Raw genomic sequence first — 19,140 nt, 5'->3', positions numbered from 1 at the left:
GGGGCTCCTTCTGCCCAATCGTCCAACGAGATGCCTCTCCCCTGGGGGGAATGTAGACCCCCGGAGACAGGCTTCACAAGGGAAGAGTCGGATTCCGCCTCGGGAATACATCACGGACGACGTTCTTCGGCGATGATTTCGTTCGCAGGAACGACGAAGGCGGATGCCGCGGCACTGGGCCGCGGCATCCGCCTTCGTGTGTGTGGCTTACAGGCCTGCGATGATCGCGCGCATCAGCTCGGCGGTCTCGGAGGGCGTCTTGCCGACCTTGACTCCGGCGGCCTCGAGGGCCTCCTTCTTCGCCTGAGCCGTGCCCGCGGAGCCGGAGACGATGGCGCCGGCGTGGCCCATGGTCTTGCCCTCGGGAGCGGTGAAGCCGGCCACATAGCCGACGACCGGCTTCGTGACGTTGGCCTTGATGAAGTCCGCCGCGCGCTCTTCGGCGTCGCCGCCGATCTCGCCGATCATGACGATCGCCTTGGTCTCGGGGTCGGCCTCGAAAGCCGCGAGCGCATCGATGTGCGTGGTGCCGATGACCGGGTCGCCGCCGATGCCGATGGCGGTCGAGAAGCCGATCTCGCGCAGCTCGTACATCATCTGGTAGGTCAGGGTGCCCGACTTCGACACGAGGCCGATCGGGCCCTTGCCGGTGATGTTCGCCGGCGTGATGCCCACGAGCGACTCGCCCGGGGTGATGATGCCGGGGCAGTTCGGTCCGATGATGCGGGTCGTGTTGCCCTTGGACTGCGCGTAGGCCCAGGCCTCGGCGGTGTCGCCGACCGGCACGCCCTCGGTGATCACCACGAGTAGCGGGATCTCGGCGTCGATGGCCTCGACCATCGCGCTCTTCGTGAAGGCCGGGGGCACGAACGCGATCGACACGTCGGCACCGGTCTTCTCGATGGCCTCGGCGACCGAGGCGAAGACGGGGAGTTCGACCGGGTTGCCCTCGGCGTCGTGGTGCAGGACGGTCGTGCCGGCCTTGCGGGCGTTGACGCCGCCGACGACCTGGGTGCCGGCCTTGAGCATGAGCGCCGTGTGCTTGGTGCCCTCGCCGCCGGTGATGCCCTGGACGATGACCTTGGAGTCCTTGTTGAGGAAGATCGACATTTCTCTAGGTTCCTTGTTCTCGGCTGTCTCAGGCGTTGGCGAGCTCGGCGGCCTTGTCGGCGCCCTCGTCCATGGTCTCGGCAAGCGTCACGAGCGGGTGGTTGGCGTCGCGCAGGATCGCACGGCCCTCCTCGACCTTGTTGCCGTCCAGGCGCACGACGAGCGGCTTGGAGGCGCTCGAGCCGAGCTCGGCCAGCGCGCCGACGATGCCCTTGGCGACCGCGTCGCACGCGGTGATGCCGCCGAACACGTTGACGAACACGCTCTTGACCTGCGGGTCGCCCAGGATGACGTCCAGGCCCGCGGCCATGACCTCGGCCGAGGCGCCGCCGCCGATGTCGAGGAAGTTGGCGGGCTTGACGCCGCCGTGGTTCTCACCGGCGTAGGCGACGACGTCGAGGGTCGACATCACGAGGCCCGCGCCGTTGCCGATCACGCCCACCTCGCCGTCGAGCTTGACGTAGTTGAGGTCGTTCTCCTTGGCCTTGGCCTCGAGCGGGTCGGCGGCCGCCTTGTCTTCGAGCAGCGCGTGCCCGGCGTGACGGAAGTCGGCGTTCTCGTCGAGCGAGACCTTGCCGTCGAGGGCGATGATGTCGCCGTCGGCCGAGAGGATGAGCGGGTTGACCTCGACGAGCGTGGCGTCCTCGCCCTTGTACACGGCGTAGAGCTTGACGAAGACGTCGCTGACCTTGTCGACGAGCTCGGGGGCGAAGCCGGCGGCCTCCGCGATCTCGACGGCCTTCTTCTTGTCGATGCCCTCGAGCGGGTCGACCGCGATGCGGGCGAGAGCCTCGGGACGCTCGACGGCGAGCTCTTCGATCTCCATGCCGCCCTCGACGCTGCACAGCGACAGGTAGGAGCGGTTGGCGCGGTCGAGCAGCACCGAGAAGTAGTACTCCTTGTCGATGCGGGCGCCCTGGGCGACCATGACGCGCTTGACGACGTGGCCCTTGATGTCGAGGCCGAGGATGGCCTGGGCCGCCTCGAACGCCTCATCGGGGGTCTTGGCGACCTTGACGCCGCCGGCCTTGCCGCGGCCGCCGGTCTTCACCTGCGCCTTGACGACGACGACTCCGCCGATCTTCTCGGCCGCGGCCCGCACCTCCTCCGGCGTGTCCGCGACGATGCCGGCGAGCACCGGCACCTCGTACTTCTCGAAAAGGTCACGTGCCTGGTACTCGTACAGATCCACAGTGGAATTCCTTCGCAGGTGGCGAATGGGGGGTGGGATGACGCCTGAAAGCGTCTCGACGTCGAGATATCGACCAGTCCCACAGCCTACTACCGCTTGCTGAGCGCTCCGGACCGCAGCGACGCGCGGAAGCGTGCCTTCGGCCGTGGTTCGCGGTAACTCAGCGGGTCCGATCGGCGAGCGCCAGCGTGCGCCGGGCGGACTGCACCATCGCGACGTCGAGGAAGGCGCCGTCCGCCAGCACGACGGTGCCGACGCCGTCCGCCGCGGCCGCTCCGACGCGGGCGATGACCTCGCGGGCACGCTCGACATCGTCCTGCGACGGGGTGAAGGCCGACTCGATGACCGGCAGCTGCGCGGGATGGATCGCCGTCCGGCCGACGAAGCCGAGCGCTCTTCCGGCCTGGCAGCTCGCGGCGAGCCCGGCGGTGTCGGCGATGTCCGCGTAGACGCTCATCATCGGGGCTGCGATCCCTGCGGCCGCGGCGGCGTACACGAGGCGCGAGCGCGCCCACTGCAGACCCTGCTCGCCCTCGCGGCCCCGCGGCAGTCCGAGCTGCGAGCGCAGGTCCGCCTCCCCCAGCGCGATGGACTCGACGCCCGCGGAGGCGATCTCGAACGCGCGCTCCACCCCGAGCGCCGACTCGACGAGGGCATGGATGCCCCGGCCTGGCAGCAATCCCGCGATCGCGTGCACCGCAGCGGCGGATTCGACCTTTGGCACTCGGACCCCGATGTGCAGGGGCAGGTCGGTGAGCGCGGCGAGGTCGTCGTCGGACCAGTCCGATCCGACCGCGTTGACCCGGACCTGGAGCGCCGGGCCGACCTGAGCGTCATGGCCCGCAAAGGCTGCGAGCCCGTCACGCGCCCGCGCCTTGCTGCTCGGCGCGACCGCGTCCTCGAGATCGACGATCACGACATCGGCACCGGAGGTCAGCGCTTTCGCGACACGGTCCGGTCGGTCGCCGGGCGCGTAGAGGGCGGTCAGCGGAAGGGTCATGCGACAGATCCTTCCGCACGCAGGCCCGCGATCTCGGCGGCGGTGTACCCGAGTTCGCCCAGCAGTGCGTCGGTGTCGGCGCCGGGAGCGCGTCCGGTGAAGGCGATCGTCGCATCGCCTGCGGAGAGCCGGAACATGGGCCCCTGCATCCGCATCTCGCCGAGGTCGTCGTCGTGGATCGTGTGGATCGTGCCGAGGGCCAGGAACTGCGGATCCTCGACGATGTCGGCAGCGTCGTAGATCGGCGCGATGGCCGCCTGGGCACGCTCGAACACGTCGAGCACCTCGGCGCGGGACCGCTGCGCGATCCATCCGCCGACCGCGTCGTCGAGCTCATCGGCGTGCTCAGCCCGCCCGGCTCCGGTCGCGAACCACGGCTCGGCGATCAGCTCGGGACGCCCGACCAGGATCATCACGCGCTCGGCGATCGACTGCGCGCTGGTGGACACCGCCACCCACGAGCCGTCGGCGGTGCGGTAGGTGTTGCGCGGCGCGTTGTTGGCCGAGCGGTTGCCGGTGCGCTGCTGCACCGTGCCCAGCTGGTCCCACCGGGTGATCTGCGGGCCGAGCATCGCGAGCATCGGCTCGACGATCGCCACGTCGACCTCCTGCCCGATGCCGGAGCGCTCACGGGCGTGCAGGGCGACCATCACCGCGTAGGCGGTGGCCAGCGAGGCGATGCCGTCCGCCAGTCCGAACGGCGGAAGCACCGGCGGCCCATCGGGCTCGCCCGTCATGGCGGCGAACCCGCTCATCGCTTCGGCGAGCGTGCCGAAGCCCGGCCGGGACCGGTACGGCCCCTTCTGACCGAACCCGGTGACCCGCGCCAGCACGATGCGCGGATTCCGCGCGGACATGGCGTCGTAGCCGACGCCCCACCGCTCGAGCGTGCCCGGGCGGAAGTTCTCGATGACGACGTCCGCCGCCTCTACGAGCCGCAGCAGCGCCTCGCGACCGCCCTCGGTGTGCAGGTCGAGGCGGATCGTTCGCTTGTTGCGCCCGAGGGTCTTCCACCAGAGGTTCTGGCCGTCCCTGGACGGTCCGTGTCCGCGTGCCGGATCGGGCTTGGTGGTGTGCTCGACCTTGATCACCGCGGCACCCATGTCGCCGAAGTGCATGGCGGCCATGGGCCCGGCGAACAGGGTCGACAGGTCGATGACGGTGAGGTCCTCCAGTGCGCTCATGCCGAAGCCTCCCAGCACACCCGGAAGCCGATCGACGGTGAGGCGTCGACCCCGAGTCCGGGCAGCAGGAACTTCGCCGAGAACTCCGGATGCCGCACCCCGCCGTCGAAGTACCAGTCCGACCCCTCGGACACGTGGTCGGAGCCGCCCTTGAGCATCACGAACCGGCTGCGCCCGTCGCTGTGCTCGGACTCCGTCCAGTTCCACACCACCGGAGACCGGCGGATGAACGCGGGGTCCGCCGCGGCGACCTGCCACTCGTCTTCGGTCGGCAGGCGCCCGCCGGCCCAGGCGGCGTACTCGCGGGCCCGTGCGAAGGTCACCCCGGTGGCGGGGGCGTCGGGCGACGCGGCATCCGCCTCTTCTCCGATGGCGGAGAGGAACTCGGCGTACTCGGCAGCCGAGACCTCGGCCGCGCCCACGAGGAGCGCGCCGGACAGCTCGACGACTCGCTCCAGCGTGCGCTGATCGTGCAGGCGGGGAGGCAGCGGCTTCCACTCGTCGACGTAGGGGGCGCCGTCGTACATGCCGGTCTCCCGCTGCCGGTAGCGCACGGTGACGACCCGCTTTCCGGGCTCGAGGCGCACCGCGCCCGCGCTGAGGTGGTCGCGCACGGCGTCGTCCGCCGTCGGCCCCGACCACACCGGCGGGGCGAGGCGCCGCGCCCGCAGGTGAGGAAACGAGGCATCGCGATCATGGCTCACAGCGGCGAGCTCGGCTCGGAGAACCTCGAGCCCTTCTGGCTCGGCGGCGCCCTCGGCGATCTCGAGCACCGCGGCGACCCCGCGCGCGGGCACGACCACTGCGGACGACGATCCGTCGTGGAGCGCGATCCACCGGCCGGAACCGGAGGGGCGGAACTCGAGGTCGGCATCGGACGTGTTGGCGAGCGTCGTCAGGGTGACGCCGTCCAGGACGAACGACGACCCCGAGAGGCCCGAGGGGTCGCACACCGCGAGCGGCGTCCACTCCCCCTCGACCAGCCAGCGGTGCAGCCGCCGCTGGACGGGCAGCATGCGACGCAGGGTCGCGGCATCCCGCTCGTTCCACCCCACCCAGGCACCGAAGACGACCTCCCAGACCATCACGCCGACCCCGTTGAGCCACGACGAGACGAGCTCGTCCGAGTGGTCGCGGTGCCAGCGCCGGATGTGGTGCTGCATGTGCCGCCGCTCGAAGAGGTGCGCCCGCAGCACGCCGGGAGGCGTCGTGTCGGCGAACCACTGCGCCCACGACAGGCTGTGATCGGCGATGCGATCGGTGGCGAGCTTCGACTCGCCTTCGAGGCCGATGCCCGGCCTGGCGCGGTCGAGCGCCGCGACGAAGCCCGGGTCGGCGTTCTTGAGCGTGTCGAGGAACACGCCGTCGGCGCCGAGCCGGCGGATCACCTCGGCGAGTTCGTCGACGTCCTCGCCGCTGCGCCGGGTGCCGGTGTCCCACGGGTTGTAGTCGACGAACACCCGGACGCCCGACTCGTGGAGGGCGGCTGCGGCGTCGGGGAGCCCCGGCACGTCGTAGAAGTCCCACTGGTTGCGGTCGTCGATGCCGATGACGGGGTACGCGTGCCACAGCACGACGCCGTCGAGTCCCCCGAACCGCTGCTGCGCATCGGCGAGGAACCGCTCGGGAGTGAAGCGCTGCTCGGTGAAGTCGAAGAACAGCTCGTCCCACAGCCACACCTGGGCGACGGTGAAGCAGTCCGCCGACCACGCGGCCTCGGGCTGGTCGTAGCGGGTCGGGGCGCCGTGGCGCTCGATCGCGCCGGCGCGCCAGGCGGCCAGCTGCGCTCGCCAGCGATCGAGGTCCGCAGGATCCGCCGGTGCGGCGAAGATCTTTGCGTCGTCGAGGCGCGCAGCGGTCTCTCCGCCGGTCACGTCCTCGTCCAGCGGGACGACCGTCGGGCGGTCGAGCTCGCGCGGGACGAGGGGGTCGAAACCGCCGCTCATGCTCTCTCCTCCAGGAATTCGCGGACCTCGGCGGCGGTCGGCACGGCCGCCTGCGCGCCGGGGCGGCCGACGGCGAGTGCCGCCGCGGCTCCGGCGACCCGCGCCGCGTCGGCGAGCGCGTCCGCGGTGAGGCCGGACCGACCTGCGGTGAGCTGCGCCGCGAGCACCCCGCAGTAGGTGTCGCCGGCGCCGGTCGTGTCGACGGCGTCGGTCCGGAACGCGTCCACGCGTCGCCGCTCCGAGCCCTGGGCGATGATGGATCCGGCGGCCCCGAGGGTGACCACGAGGGCGCTGACGCGAGGCGCCGCCGCGTCGACGGCGTCGTCGATGTCGCCCGACCGGATGCCGGCGATCGCGCGCAGCTCGTGCTCGTTGACCACCAGCACATCGGTGGCCGCCAGCAGCCGGGCCGCGAGAGCGGCGTCGGCGAACGGCGCGGACGGCGACGCGTTCAGCACGAAGACCGCCTCGGTCGAGCGCAGAGCGGATGCCGTCAGCACGCGCTCCGCGGGGATCTCGAGCTGCGCGACCACGACGTCGGCGCCGGCGACGAGCGCGCGCTGACGCTCGGTGAGAGCGGCGTCCGATGCGTTGGCTCCGGCGATCACGACGATGGCGTTCTCACCGTCGTCGGCGACCGAGATGAGCGCGGTCCCGGTGGGTGCGGGGTCGACCTCGAGGCCCGTCACGTCGATGCCCTCGACCTCGAGCGCGGCGCGCAGCACCTCGCCGTCGGAGTCCCTGCCCACGGCGCCGATGAACGCGACCTCGGCACCGCCGGCGCGCGCGGCGGCGACGGCTTGATTGGCCCCCTTGCCGCCGCCGCCGCGCGACGAACTCTGCGCGAGCAGCGTCTCCCCCGGCCGCGGGACGTGCGAGACCCGGGCGACGACATCCATGTTCACGCTGCCGACGACGGCGACCTTCATCGCGACATCCTCTCGGCCACGCGCAGCGTGCGCTCGACGAGGTCGTCGATCGACCGCTCGGGCGCACCGGGAAGGGAGGTGGAGATCCGGCCGTGCAGCGGGTCCGCCCACGCCGCCGCGATGCCTTCGGCGCCGGTCAGCGCGCCGAGCACCGAGCCGACGGTGGCGCCGGCGGAGTCGGTGTCCCAGCCGCCGGCGACGGCCAGCGAGATCCCGCGGCCGAGGTCTCCGCCGGAGGCCTCGAGCGCGCACGCGATGAGCGCGGCGTTGTTGAGCGTGTGCACCCAGTGCAGTCCGCCGAGTTCGGCATGCAGCAGGTCGAGCGCGGCAGCGTCGTCTCGTCCGCCGGCCGCGAGGTCGGCGCCGGTCCGGCGGCCGAACTCGATCGCGGCTGCAAGCCGGGAGCGAGGCGGGACGACCGCGCTCGCGGCGTCGAGCGCCTGCGTCGGAGTGTCGACCGCGAGCGCCGCCGAGCACAGCGCCGCCGCCCACATCGCGCCGTACAGGCCGTTGCGGGTGTGGCTGAGGCGGGCATCCGTCCAGGCGAACCTCGCTGCCTCGCGCACGCGGCCGGGGTGGGCCCAGCCGTAGACGTCGGCCCGGATGAGGGCGCCGATCCACTCCCGGAACGGGTTGTGGTGGGTCGCCGTCGCCGGGACCGGACGCGCATCGAGCAGATTGCGATAGGCCGCGCGCTCGGCGGTGAAGACCCGGCCTGCCGGGAGGTTCGCGAGCCACGCGGTCGCCACGTCCTCGGTCGTGAGACCGGCGCCGTGGTCCTCGAGCAGCTGGAGGGCGAGCAGCGCGAAGTTCAGGTCGTCGTCTTCGGGCATGCCGTCGATGTTCTCGACCAGCGATGTCGGCGCCGACCGGCGGTTCCACGGCCAGCGCGCGGCGACGTCGTCCGGCAGGCCCCGAGCGGTGAAGTAGCCGGTGATCGGCCAGTTGCCGGTCGCGCGCGCGATCTCCTCGATGCCCTGACGCGGGATCTTCTCGACCGGCTTGCCCAGCAGGCATCCCACCGATCGTCCGAGCCAGGCCCCGCGCACGCGATCCTCATCGGCTCCGGCCGACGGCAGCCGGGGCTCCGCCGGAAGCAGCAGCTCGATCGCCTCCCAGTCGTCGGGCTCGTCGGCAGACGCGGGCTGGGCGGCGGCGAGTTCGTCGAGGAGCTGACGCGCGAGGTCGCGGATGGCGGGCTCGGCGGGAACCGCGCTGGCGCCCGACGGCTGCAGGACGGGGTCGCCTCCCGCGGAGATCCAACGCTGCTCCACCGCGGCGAGCACGTCCTCGGACGCGCCCTGCTCGCGCAGAGCCGTCAGCTCGGCAGCTACCAGATCTTCGGGCTGAGCCCAGGTCAGCCTCACAGCAGCGCACCCGCCAGCAGCTCGTCGAGCATGGCCGCCTTCGCACGTGCTCGTTCGGCGTCGGCGGCGGCGACGTCGCGCACGACGCCTGCCATCGTGTCGGCGACCGCGTCGAGGTCGAGCCGGCTGGCTTCGGCGACATCGCGCACCCACTCCGCCGGCACCGCGTCGCGGCCGCCGAGACCGCCGCAGATCGCGCCGGCCATGGTGGCGATCGAGTCGGAGTCGCGCCCGTAGTTGACGGCGTCCAGGATCGACGCCCGGGCATCGCCGGCATGCGCCGCCACGAACCCCAGCGCGACCGGAAGCTCCTCGATGGACTTCGTGCGCGAGGGCAGCCGGGCGTCCATCGCCATGGCGCGGTAGGCGTCGCCGACCGTGTCGTACGGGGCCACCGCTGCACGGATGACGCGGCCGAGCTCACGGGGATCCTCCGACCCGCCGCGTGCGGTGAAGTCGGCGACCGCGGCGAGGACGGCGTCGATGGCCGCGGCGGTGCCGTCGTGGGCCATGCGGCGCGCGGCATCCATCACGTCCGCGACGGTGGCTCCCGGTGCCGCAGCAGCCGCGACGGCGGCCGCGAAGACTCCCGCGGCCTCACGCCCGTACGACGACTGGTGCGCGCCGGCCAGGTCGATCGCCTCGGCGTACGCACCCTCGGGATCGCCCATGTTCACCAGGCCGACCGGCGCCATGTACATGGTGGCGCCGCAGTTGACGACGTTCCCGACGCCCGCCTCGCGGGGATCGACGTGGCCGTAGTGCATGCGCGCCACCATCCACTTCTCGGCCAGGAACACGCGCTGCAGGATGAGCGCCTCCTGCTCGAGCTCCGGGATCCAGCGGGGCTCGCCGATCATGATCGGCACCAGGTCGCTGGCCATGTGGAACGCGTCGAGGTGCGTCCGGCGCGCGGCGTACACCTCGATCAGGGCGTGGGTCATCAACGTGTCGTCGGTGACGTGCCCATCGCCCTTGTGGTACGGCGCAATGGGCCGCGCCGTGCGCCAGTCCGGCAGGAACGGGCCGACGATGCCGGTCACCCGTCCGCCGTGGCGCTCCTCGATCTGCTCCGGCGTCCATCCCTCGGTCGCACCGCCCAGGCCCGGGCTAGTTCCAGACGCTCGGCGCGTCGGCACGGGTGGGCGGCAGAGCGGATGCCGCAGCCCAGTCGTGCACCCAGGCCGCTCCGCCCGCTGGTGGCCTCGATCAGCCGTTGACCTCGGTCCAGCCGTCGCTGAGCTGCGCCTGCAGGTCCTCGAGGCTGATCTGGTCGCCGAAGTACTGCTGGAAGGCCGGCGTGGCGACCGTGTCCTTCCACTCGGCGTACTTCGACACCTTCAGGAACGGCGGAGCCGTCAGCCCGGCGGCGGACGCGATGATCTGGTCCCAGCCGGTCGCGTCGCCGGCGAGGGTCTCGACCTCGGCCTGAGCAGCACCCGACGAGGGGATCAGCGCGTCGGCGAACGCGACCGAGGCGAGGTTGTCGGCGCTCATGAAGAAGTTCATGAAGTCGGCCGACTCCTCGACGTACTCCGAGTCGATGTTGATCGAGTACGTCTGCGGGTTCGCCGCCTGCATGGCGCCTTCGGAGCCCTCGAGCGGGGGCAGCACGGTCCAGTTGAAGCCCTCGGGAGCGTCGTTCGCGATGTTGGTCGCCTGGAACGAGCCCTGCACCGTCATGGCGATGGTGCCGCCGTAGAAGGAGGCCAGGACGTCCGAGCCGGACTGGGTGAGCGACGTCGGGTCGAGCGACATGTCGGTGTAGGCCATCTCGTGGATGCGCTCGGGCACGGCCAGCTCGTTCTCGCCGACCTCGATGGTCGCGTCCTCTCCGGAGCCTTCGAAGTAGCCCCCGCCGAAACCGAGCGAGAGGCTCATCATGGCGGCCGTCGGCGAGCCGAGACCCCAGCCGAGCCCGTACGTGCCGCCGGTGGTGGTGGCCTGCGCGATCTGCTGCAGCTCGTCCCAGCTCATCGTCTCGCCGGTGGGGACCTCCACGCCGGCGGCCTCGAGCAGGTCGGTGTTGGCGAACACCATGTACGACTGCATCGTCGACGGGTAGCCGATGACCTGGTCCTCGACGGTGACCGACTCCCAGATGCCCTCGGAGATGTCGCCCTGGAGCTCGGGGTCGACGAGATCGGAGATGTCGGCGAGGTAGCCGTCCTCGGCGAAGGGGACGATGCTCGCCGCCTCGAAATGGATGATGTCGGGCGCGGTGCCGCCGGTGAACTGCGTGATGAGCTTGTCGTAGATGCCGTCCCAGCCTGCCTGGACGATCTCGACCTGCACGTCGGGGTTCTCCGCGTTCCACTCGTCGACGATCGCCGCGACCGCCTCCTGGGTCGCGGGCTGGTCGGAGAGCGACTGGAACTGCAGCGTGACCGCGTCGCCGTCCTCACCGCCGCCGTTGGATGCGCTGCCCTGCTGGCAGCCGCTGAGTGCGAGGGCCGCGACGCCGGCGATGGCGACCGCAGCGACTCCTCTGGTCTTCCACATGATGCGTACCTTTCTCCTGTGAGGGCGGGACTAGCCCTTGACGGCACCGGCGAGCGTGCCGCCGGTGAGCTTCTTCTGAAGGATGCTGAAGATGATGAGCGACGGGATGGTCGCGATGACCGCCCCCGCCGCGAGGGGGCCGAGCTGCGTCTGACCCTCGGCACCGAGGAACGAGCGCAGGGTGATGGGCAGCGTGTACAGCTCGGGGCTCTGGATGAGCACGAGGGCGAGGAAGAACTCGTTCCACGCCGAGACGAACGTGAACATCGCCGTCGCCACGAGACCGGGCCGCAGCAGCGGGAACACGATCAGCCGCAGCACGGTCCACCGGCCCGCGCCGTCCATCTCGCCGGCCTCCTCCAGCTCTCGGGGGATCGCGGCGATGTACCCCTGCAGCATCCACAGCGTGAAGGGCATCGTGAAGGTGACGTACACCAGGACGAGGCCGAAGAGGGTGTCGTTGAGCTGGATCGTCCGCAGCACCAGGAAGAGCGGGATGATGATGAGGATCGCCGGGAACACCTGGCTCGCCAGGATCCACACCGTTCCGGCCGCGCGCAGCTTCCCCTTCAGGCGCGCCAGGGCGTAGGCCATCGGCAGCGACAGCAGCATCGTCAGGATCACCGTCGCGATGGCGACGATCAGCGAGTTGCCGATCGAGTTGATGAGGTTCTGACGCTCGAGGGCGTTGACGTAGTTGTCCCAGACCCACTCGCGCGGGATGAGGTTCGCATCCAAAGAGTTGAGTTCGCGCGAGGACTTGAAGGATGCCGACATCAGCCAGACGAGCGGGAACCCGAGCACGAAGAGATAGACAGACAGCGCCAGGTACTGGAAGACCCGTCCGACCGAGGGTCCGCGGCGACGGCGCGCGGGCGTCGGACTGCCAGTGACGATGGTGCGGGTGTCATCGCCGCCCACGAGCATGTTGGAGGTCGTCTGCCCGCTCATCGGTTCGCCTCCTTCTGCTGGCGGAACTGATGTACCAGGTAGATGGAGAGGATCAGCATGATCGCGATCACGAGCACGTCGCCCATGGCGGACGCGTAGCCGATCTCGCGGTTGCGGAACGCCTCGAGGTACGTGAACAGCGGCGGGATCATCGTGCGGCCACCCGGACCGCCCTCGGTGAGGACGTATACGAGGCCGAACGAGTTGAACTGCCAGATGAAGTCGAGGGTCGTGATGGCGATGATCACCGGGCGCAGGGCCGGCAGGGTGACGTGCCAGAAGCGGCGGAGGGCTCCGGCGCCGTCGACGGCGGCCGCCTCGTGCAGCTCCGGCGCGATCGACTGCATTCCGGCGAGGAGCAGGACGGTGGTCTGCGGCATCCCCGCCCACACACCCACGACGATCACGGCGGGCAGCGCCGTGCGGAAATCGCCGAGCCAGTTGACGGGCGTTCCGCCCATGGCCTCGATGACCGCGTTGATGGGGCCGGAGGTCGTGCTGTAGATCATGCGCCAGACGATGGCGACGACGACCGGGGGCATCGCCCACGGGATGAGCGCCAGGACGATCGTGAATCCCTTGAGCCGCAGATTCGCGTTCAGCAGCAGGGCGAGGCCCATCGACGAGATCAGCGTGAGCAGTGCCACGGAGACCGCCCAGATCAGGCCGATGCCGAAGGAGTCCCAGAACCGGCGGTCGCCGGCGAGCTCGATGAAGTTGTCGATGCCGTTGAAGTTGATCTCGTCGTTGCGGGCGAGCGTGGCGTCGGTGAACCCGAGCGCGACGCCGCTGACGAGGGGGATGACCGAGAAGACGATGATCGGCAGCAGCGCCGGCAGCACGAGCGCGATGGCCTCCTTGCGCTCGGCGCGCGCCCTCACTCCCAGCCGCTGCACGGGCTTCACCGGGCGCGTGCCACGACGCTTCTCGGCACTCTGCTCGGGCACGGTGCGTTCGGTGGCGCTCATGCGGAAGCCTCCTCGGGCGCGGCGGACGTGGCCGGATGCGGGACGGCGCGGGCAATCGACGATCCGCGCACCCGCAGCGCGGGGGCGACGGTCACGGTGTGCGCGGGGCGGTCCGGCTCGGCGAGCCGGGCGAGCAGGAGCTCGGCGGCGACGCGGCCGCGCTCGGCGGCTCCCAGGTCGACGCTCGTGAGGCCCGGACGGGAGACCTGCGCGAGCTCGGTGTCGTCGACGCCGGTGACGGCGATGTCTTCGGGGACGCGCAGTCCGAGGTCGTCGGCGGCATGCAGCGCGCCGATGCCGATCAGGTCGTTCGCGGCGACCAGCGCGTCGAGGTCGCCCGCGGAGCCTTCGAGCAGGCGGATGGCGGCGCGGTAGCCCTCGGCGATGGTGAAGTCGTCGACGACGACCTCGACACTCGAGACGCTCGGATCGCTGGAGACGGCCTTGCGGAACCCGTCGCGCCGGAATCGGCCCGGGGTGGTGTCGACGGGACCGTTGATGAACGCCAGACGCCGTCGGCCCTCGCGCACCAGGTGGTCCACGACGAGCTCCATGCCGCGTGCGGAGTCCGCGCGCACCGTGTCGGCGGCGGCGTCGTCGGGCATGCGGCCGAGCACGACGACCGGTACCGGTGAGTCGGCGATCGCGGCGACGAGCTCGTCGGTGACGCGCAGCGGCGAGAGCACCATTCCGTCGACGAAGCCGCGCCCGAGGCTGCGGACCAGCTCGACCGTGGCGTCGGCATCACCGGTGCTCGAGATGACGAGACGGTAATCGGATGCCGCGACCACCCGCTCGATCGCCCCCATCATCTCGACGTAGACCGGGTTGCCGATATCGGCCACGGCGTAGGCCAGCTGCTGCGTGCGCCCGAGCTTGAGCGACCGCGCCGTGGCGTCGGCGGCGTACCCGAGTTCCGCGGCCGCAGCACGCACCTTCTGGACCGTCTCGGCGCTTGCGACCAGGCCGTTGAGGGCGCGGGATGCCGACGCGACCGACACTCCGGCTCGCTTGGCGACATCGATGATGGTGACCCGCGCCACATTCGCTCCTCGAGATCCAGGCAGCCGCGTTGCTGCGGTGGAAACGTTTCCACTGATCGCAGCGATTGTCAAGATGCACGAGCCGATAGGCTTCCAGCGAGATGATCGACACCGCCGCCGCACCCTCCGCCGAACCCCGGGCGATGGTCGTCGCGGCCGCCCTCGAGCTGTTCGCCGAGCGTGGCTTCGACCAGACCTCGGTGGAGCAGATCGCCCAGGCGGCCGGCGTCTCGAGATCCACGTTCTTCCGCCAGTTCGGCGGCAAGGACGACGTCGTCTTCGCCGACCACGAGCTGCTCCTCGACCGTCTCCGCGAGTTCCTCGCACAGCCCCACCCCGACCCGTGGCGCGCGGTGTGCGACGCCTCTCTCCTGGTCTACTCGCACTTCGCAGCCGACCCCGAGCTCGCCCGCCGGCGCTATTCCGTGGTGCGCCAGGTGCCCGCGCTGCGCGAGCGCGAGATCGTGACGGTGTTCCGCTACGAGCGCCTGTTCGACGAGTACCTCCGCGCGTCGCTGCCGGGCCTGGATCCGCTCGACGCGGTGGGCTTCTCGGCGCTGGTGACGGCGATCCACAACCACGTGCTGCGCCAGCTGCTGCGCGGACCCAAGAAGGTCCCCGCCTCGGTGCTGCGCCGCGCGCTCGACGATGCGCTGCGCCGCTTCGGCGTCCTCGACGAGGGCGACTCTCCCGCGCCCGATGACGTGGTGGTGGCGGTCTTCCCGCGCACCATGCCGACGGCCGAAGTGGCCCGGCGCGTGCAGGCGCGGCTCGACTCCTGACCTGGATTCGCCTCGTGCCGACGACTTAGGCTCGAAGGCGTGACCTCAGCACCCGCCGGCTGGTACCCCGATCCCCTCGTACCGTCCACCCTGCGCTATTGGGACGGCTACGCCTGGACCTCGCATCAGCAGGCTGCGGTATCGCCGTTCGCGGCCCCGCTGACAGCCCCGCCGGGGACCGCCTGGAACACCCCCTGGATCTGGCTCGTCGTGCTGCTGCCGCTCCTTCCCCTCCTGCTGACCTTGTTCATCCCGTGGGGCTCGATGTTCGCCTTCGATCCGTACGAGACCGACCCGACCGAGATCATGCGGTCGCAGATGGGCCTGTACACCTCTCCCCTGCTGTGGCTGTCCCAGCTCGTCAGCTACGCCGTTTACGGACTCTGCGTGTTCTTCGCGTACCTCGACCAGAAGGAGCTCAAGGCGCGCGCCATCCCGAAGACGTTCCACTGGGCCTGGGCCTTCCTCAACCCCGTGTACCCGATCGGGCGCTCCGTCGTCGTCAAGCGCCGCACCGGTCACGGCTCGGCGCCGATGTGGGCGGCGGTCGCGAGCATCGCGCTCTCGCTCGTCGTGGCCACGATCATCGCGGTGACGATCTTCGCGGGGCTGGCCGAGCTGATGCAGGAGATCGCGCGCGTCCCCGCGTAGGCGACCCGTGACAGACATCGAGCTCGCCCGCATTCCCGCGGGCGCCGTCGCACTGCACGACGCGCGCCGGAAGGTGCGGTGGAGCGTCGAACTCGAGGCGTTCGGGATCGGCGTGTACGCCGTGACGCAGGAGCAGCTCGCCGAGATCCTCGGCATCGCGGCGCGACACCCCCGCCGGCCGGCCACCGACGTCAGCTGGCTTCGCGCGGTCCGGTTCTGCAATGCGGCGTCGGAGTGGGAGGGCCTCGACCCCGCCTACACCTTCGACGGCGAAGAGATCACGTGGCACGTCGACTCGGACGGATACCGCCTGCCCACTGAAGCCGAGTGGGAGTACGCCTGCCGCGCCGGGTCGACCGGCCCGCACTACGGTCTCCTCGCCGATGTCGCCTGGACCAGCGCCGACGGGGTGACGGCGCCGCAGAACGTCGGCGGCAAGCTGCCGAATCTCCACGGTCTCTTCGACACCCTCGGCAACGTGTGGGAGTGGTGCTGGGATCTGCTCGACCCGGCCAGGTACGACGCGTATCGCGTGTTCCGCGGCGGAGGCTACGCCGATGATGCGTGGAGCGTGCGTGCCTCGACGCGACGCGGCGGCGCACCACGGATGCACCACGAGGACGTCGGCCTCCGCGTCGCCCGTGGTGGTTTCGACACCGAGAAGGCCGCTCAGGGGTGGTCGGCCCGCGCAGACGCCGAACGCGCTGCGGGCAATGGACCGGCGCCGCTCGGGTGGACGCCGCGTCGCTGAGACGCCGGACAAAGAAGGATGCCCCGGCTGGGGATTGTCCGGGGCATCCTGTGACCCGGGTCTGGGGTATCCCGGGGAGCTTGGCTCTGCAGTCAGAGTCGCGGGAATCCAACATTATCGCTAATCGTCAACCAACTTTTCTCCCGGTGAGTCGGTCTTTTTCGGATGATACCGCTCACCTGACACTGAGTCTTAGTGTTCGTGACATCGAGTTCCAATAGACTGGTGGCTCCGCGCGTCAGAGGAGCATCATGCCGGACTTCCAGCCCCGCCCCGGTCAGGCCACCGAGGGCTACGACCTCACCGACCGGCTCGGCACCGACTACTACCAGGTGTTCGCCGACATCTCCGCGGAGGACCGCGCCGTCTGGGAGCGCGCGCAGTCGTACGTCGACGAGGTCGGCACACAGATGCAGGACGCGTGGGATGCCGCGGCCTACCCTCTCGAACTGGCCATGCGCATGGGCGAGCTCGACCTCTTCAACGATGGCATCGACCACCCCGAGCTCACCCGGTTCTCACCGCTGGCCGCCGGGCTGGTCAACATGGAGGTCTCGCGCGGCGACGGGTCCCTCGGCACGGTCATCGCAGTCCAGGGCGGGCTCGCCCTTCGCACCCTGGCTCTCTTCGGCAGCCCCGAGCAGCAGGCGCAGTGGCTCAAGCCCGTCGCCCGCGGCACGGTGCCCGCCGCCTTCGCTCTCACCGAACCCGACCACGGCTCGGACTCGGTGTCGCTCGAGACCACGGCTCGCCGCGACGGCGGCGAATGGGTGCTCGACGGCGCGAAGAAGTGGATCGGCAACGGCGCATCCGGAGGCATCACCTTCGTATGGGCCCGCGTCGACGACGCCGATGCGCCCGAGCACGGCGCGGTGCGCTGCTTCCTCGTTCCCCAGGAGACCGCCGGGTACACCGGCACGGTGATCGGCGGCAAGGCGTCGCTGCGCGGCATCCATCAGGCGCTCATCACCCTCGACGGCGTGCGCGTGCCGCTGGACGCCGTCCTGCCGGGGACGAAGACCTTCAAGGATGCCTCCACCGTCCTGTACTCGACCCGCTCCGGAGTCGCCTGGTCGGCACTCGGCCACGCGACCGCCTGTTACGAAGCCGCCCTGTCGTACGCGCGGCAGCGGACCCAGTTCGGCAAGCCGCTCGCGAAGTTCCAGATGGTGCAGGAGCGCCTCGCCCAGATGCTCGAGGAGCTCACCGCGATGCAGCTGTACTGCCGTCACCTCGCCGACCTCGAGGCGTCCGGCGGACTCCGCCCGACCCAGGCATCACTCGCGAAGTACCACAACACCCGCGCCGCCCGCCGGATCGCCGCGATCGCGCGGGACCTGCTGGGGGGCAACGGCATCCTCCTCGAGAACGGCGTGATGCAGCACATGGCCGACATCGAGGCCATCCACACCTACGAGGGCACCGAGAGCGTCCAGGCCCTTCTCATCGGGCGCGACATCACGGGGATGAGCGCCTTCGCCTAGCAGTCGCCCGACGACCTCGGCAAGCCGCCCGGAATGCGGGAAGGCGGCCGTTAGCCTCATCGCATGGGACTGTTCCGGAACGACCCGCAGAACGTGCGCCTCGAGTCGCAGGATGTCGAGCTGAAGGCGACCCGGGCCCCCTGGAGCCTGTGGGCCGACGGGTTCGGCCGGCTCGGCATCCGATCGATCCAGATCATCGTCGTCGTCGCGGTCGTCGGCGGGATCATCTACACGATCCGGCAGCTCACGCTCGTCACGATCCCCCTCGTGATCGCGCTGATCCTGGCGTGCGCGTTCCACCCGGTCATGAGCTGGATGCGACGGCGCGGCATTCCGTCGATCCTCGCCACGCTGATCACGCTGCTCGCGATCACCGTGATCCTGGGCCTGTTGAGCTGGCTCATCGTGTGGGCGGTGCGCGACCAGTGGGACGACCTGTACGCGCAGGCCGAGGACGGCTTCCAGGACCTCGTTGCGTGGTCGCAGACGCTGCCGTTCGAGTTCCTCCAGCCGGACCAGGTCGACGAGTGGATCGCGTCGCTCACCGACTTCGTCACGAGCTCCCAGTTCGGCACCGGCGCTCTGGCCGGTGTGGGAGCGGTGGCGAACTTCGTCACCGGCCTCATCCTGATGGTCACGATCCTGTTCTTCTTCCTGAAGGACGGGCCGCAGATGTGGGAGTTCCTGCTGCGTCCTTTCCGCGGCGAGAGCTACCTCCGCGCGCGCCGGATCGGCGACAAGACCACCGTCGTGCTGGGGTCGTACGTGCGCGGAACGGCAACCGTCGCATTCGTGGACGCCGTCGGCATCCTCATCGGTCTGCTCATCCTGCAGGTGCCGCTCGCGCTGCCCCTCTCCGTGCTCGTGTTCCTGCTCGCCTTCATCCCGATCGTCGGTGCGACGGTCGCCGGCATCATCGCGGCACTCGTCGCGCTCGTCGCGAACGGCCCCTTCAACGCGCTGCTCGTCGTCGGCGTGGTCGTGCTCGTCAACCAGCTCGAGGGCAACTTCCTCCAGCCGGTGCTGATGGGCCGGTCGATGAAGCTGCACGCCTTCGTGATCCTCGTCGCCCTGACCGTCGGCACGGTGCTCGGCGGCATCGTCGGCGCGGTGCTCGCCGTGCCGATCGCCGCGGCCGCCTGGGGCGTCATCCTGGTGTGGGACGGGCCCGACCTCCCCGCCCGCTGGGCCCGGCCGAAGCATCCCATCGAAGCCTGACCGCCGGACCTCACGGGTTCGGGGCGTCTTCACGACACGACGCGCCGACGGTTCCGGCGTGT

Annotated in this window: 17 protein-coding genes; 5 read left to right on the top strand and 12 right to left on the bottom strand. The window is 70.5% G+C overall.

Annotated elements, in window-relative coordinates:
• Positions 1-207: 207 nt before the first annotated feature.
• The 12 genes from sucD to ASD56_RS07670 all read right to left on the bottom strand — a co-directional run bounded on the left by sucD (position 208) and on the right by ASD56_RS07670 (position 14,192).
• A complete protein-coding gene (gene sucD, locus ASD56_RS07725; RefSeq protein WP_055963302.1) occupies positions 208-1,110 on the bottom strand; it encodes a succinate--CoA ligase subunit alpha in 903 nt (300 codons plus the stop codon).
• A gap of 28 nt (positions 1,111-1,138) precedes the next feature.
• Complete coding sequence (gene sucC, locus ASD56_RS07720; protein ID WP_055963299.1) at positions 1,139-2,302, bottom strand: ADP-forming succinate--CoA ligase subunit beta; 1,164 nt, start codon at positions 2,300-2,302, stop codon at positions 1,139-1,141.
• Positions 2,303-2,462: 160 nt separating this feature from the next.
• Positions 2,463-3,302, bottom strand: coding sequence for an HpcH/HpaI aldolase/citrate lyase family protein (locus ASD56_RS07715; protein ID WP_055963296.1), 840 nt, complete (start codon positions 3,300-3,302; stop codon positions 2,463-2,465).
• Entirely contained in the window at positions 3,299-4,486 is a 1,188-nt protein-coding gene (locus ASD56_RS07710; RefSeq protein WP_055963846.1) for a CaiB/BaiF CoA transferase family protein, read from the bottom strand. Before ASD56_RS07710 ends, ASD56_RS07715 begins: the two co-directional genes overlap by 4 nt.
• Positions 4,483-6,432, bottom strand: coding sequence for an SUMF1/EgtB/PvdO family nonheme iron enzyme (locus ASD56_RS07705; protein WP_055963294.1), 1,950 nt, complete (start codon positions 6,430-6,432; stop codon positions 4,483-4,485). The genes ASD56_RS07710 and ASD56_RS07705 overlap by 4 nt, the downstream gene beginning before the upstream one ends.
• Complete coding sequence (locus ASD56_RS07700) at positions 6,429-7,361, bottom strand: PfkB family carbohydrate kinase (RefSeq protein ID WP_055963291.1); 933 nt, start codon at positions 7,359-7,361, stop codon at positions 6,429-6,431. The genes ASD56_RS07705 and ASD56_RS07700 overlap by 4 nt, the downstream gene beginning before the upstream one ends.
• A complete protein-coding gene (locus ASD56_RS07695) occupies positions 7,358-8,728 on the bottom strand; it encodes an ADP-ribosylglycohydrolase family protein (protein ID WP_055963288.1) in 1,371 nt (456 codons plus the stop codon). Before ASD56_RS07695 ends, ASD56_RS07700 begins: the two co-directional genes overlap by 4 nt.
• Positions 8,725-9,867 (bottom strand): ADP-ribosylglycohydrolase family protein, encoded by a 1,143-nt coding sequence (locus ASD56_RS07690; protein ID WP_055963285.1) that lies wholly within the window; start codon positions 9,865-9,867, stop codon positions 8,725-8,727. Before ASD56_RS07690 ends, ASD56_RS07695 begins: the two co-directional genes overlap by 4 nt.
• A gap of 70 nt (positions 9,868-9,937) precedes the next feature.
• Positions 9,938-11,230: an ABC transporter substrate-binding protein gene (locus ASD56_RS07685; protein ID WP_055963282.1), complete on the bottom strand. Its 1,293-nt coding sequence runs from the start codon at positions 11,228-11,230 to the stop codon at positions 9,938-9,940.
• A 30-nt stretch (positions 11,231-11,260) separates the two neighbouring features.
• On the bottom strand, positions 11,261-12,181 hold the full coding sequence (locus ASD56_RS07680) for a carbohydrate ABC transporter permease (RefSeq protein WP_082541314.1): 921 nt from the start codon (positions 12,179-12,181) through the stop codon (positions 11,261-11,263).
• Entirely contained in the window at positions 12,178-13,149 is a 972-nt protein-coding gene (locus ASD56_RS07675) for a carbohydrate ABC transporter permease (RefSeq protein WP_082541313.1), read from the bottom strand. The genes ASD56_RS07680 and ASD56_RS07675 overlap by 4 nt, the downstream gene beginning before the upstream one ends.
• Positions 13,146-14,192 (bottom strand): LacI family DNA-binding transcriptional regulator, encoded by a 1,047-nt coding sequence (locus ASD56_RS07670; RefSeq protein WP_055963278.1) that lies wholly within the window; start codon positions 14,190-14,192, stop codon positions 13,146-13,148. Before ASD56_RS07670 ends, ASD56_RS07675 begins: the two co-directional genes overlap by 4 nt.
• Positions 14,193-14,293: 101 nt before the next feature.
• Between ASD56_RS07670 and ASD56_RS07665 the strand changes: the two genes are divergently transcribed.
• From ASD56_RS07665 to ASD56_RS07645, 5 genes are all read left to right on the top strand, one after another.
• On the top strand, positions 14,294-14,974 hold the full coding sequence (locus ASD56_RS07665; RefSeq protein ID WP_055963275.1) for a TetR family transcriptional regulator: 681 nt from the start codon (positions 14,294-14,296) through the stop codon (positions 14,972-14,974).
• A 39-nt stretch (positions 14,975-15,013) separates the two neighbouring features.
• Positions 15,014-15,625: a DUF2510 domain-containing protein gene (locus tag ASD56_RS07660; protein WP_055963273.1), complete on the top strand. Its 612-nt coding sequence runs from the start codon at positions 15,014-15,016 to the stop codon at positions 15,623-15,625.
• A gap of 7 nt (positions 15,626-15,632) precedes the next feature.
• Positions 15,633-16,376 (top strand): formylglycine-generating enzyme family protein, encoded by a 744-nt coding sequence (locus tag ASD56_RS07655; protein WP_055963270.1) that lies wholly within the window; start codon positions 15,633-15,635, stop codon positions 16,374-16,376.
• Positions 16,377-16,627: 251 nt separating this feature from the next.
• Positions 16,628-17,860, top strand: coding sequence for an acyl-CoA dehydrogenase family protein (locus ASD56_RS07650; RefSeq protein ID WP_055963267.1), 1,233 nt, complete (start codon positions 16,628-16,630; stop codon positions 17,858-17,860).
• Between the two features lie 63 nt (positions 17,861-17,923).
• Positions 17,924-19,078, top strand: coding sequence for an AI-2E family transporter (locus ASD56_RS07645; RefSeq protein WP_055963264.1), 1,155 nt, complete (start codon positions 17,924-17,926; stop codon positions 19,076-19,078).
• Positions 19,079-19,140 lie beyond the last annotated feature (62 nt).

It is taken from the genome of Microbacterium sp. Root166, assembly GCF_001427145.1.
GTDB lineage: Bacteria > Actinomycetota > Actinomycetes > Actinomycetales > Microbacteriaceae > Microbacterium.
This window is presented reverse-complemented; position numbering and strand designations above follow the sequence as displayed.

Excerpts from the sequence above, each read along its gene's own strand:
- sucD (WP_055963302.1), bottom strand. The coding sequence starts at position 1,110 with ATGTCGATCTTCCTCAACAAGGACTCCAAGGTCATCGTCCAGGGCATC.
- ASD56_RS07685 (WP_055963282.1), bottom strand. The coding sequence starts at position 11,230 with ATGTGGAAGACCAGAGGAGTCGCTGCGGTCGCCATCGCCGGCGTCGCG.
- ASD56_RS07700 (WP_055963291.1), bottom strand. The coding sequence starts at position 7,361 with ATGAAGGTCGCCGTCGTCGGCAGCGTGAACATGGATGTCGTCGCCCGG.
- ASD56_RS07675 (WP_082541313.1), bottom strand. The coding sequence starts at position 13,149 with ATGAGCGCCACCGAACGCACCGTGCCCGAGCAGAGTGCCGAGAAGCGT.
- ASD56_RS07645 (WP_055963264.1), top strand. The coding sequence starts at position 17,924 with ATGGGACTGTTCCGGAACGACCCGCAGAACGTGCGCCTCGAGTCGCAG.
- ASD56_RS07710 (WP_055963846.1), bottom strand. The coding sequence starts at position 4,486 with ATGAGCGCACTGGAGGACCTCACCGTCATCGACCTGTCGACCCTGTTC.
- ASD56_RS07715 (WP_055963296.1), bottom strand. The coding sequence starts at position 3,302 with ATGACCCTTCCGCTGACCGCCCTCTACGCGCCCGGCGACCGACCGGAC.
- ASD56_RS07650 (WP_055963267.1), top strand. The coding sequence starts at position 16,628 with ATGCCGGACTTCCAGCCCCGCCCCGGTCAGGCCACCGAGGGCTACGAC.
- ASD56_RS07665 (WP_055963275.1), top strand. The coding sequence starts at position 14,294 with ATGATCGACACCGCCGCCGCACCCTCCGCCGAACCCCGGGCGATGGTC.
- ASD56_RS07705 (WP_055963294.1), bottom strand. The coding sequence starts at position 6,432 with ATGAGCGGCGGTTTCGACCCCCTCGTCCCGCGCGAGCTCGACCGCCCG.
- ASD56_RS07680 (WP_082541314.1), bottom strand. The coding sequence starts at position 12,181 with ATGAGCGGGCAGACGACCTCCAACATGCTCGTGGGCGGCGATGACACC.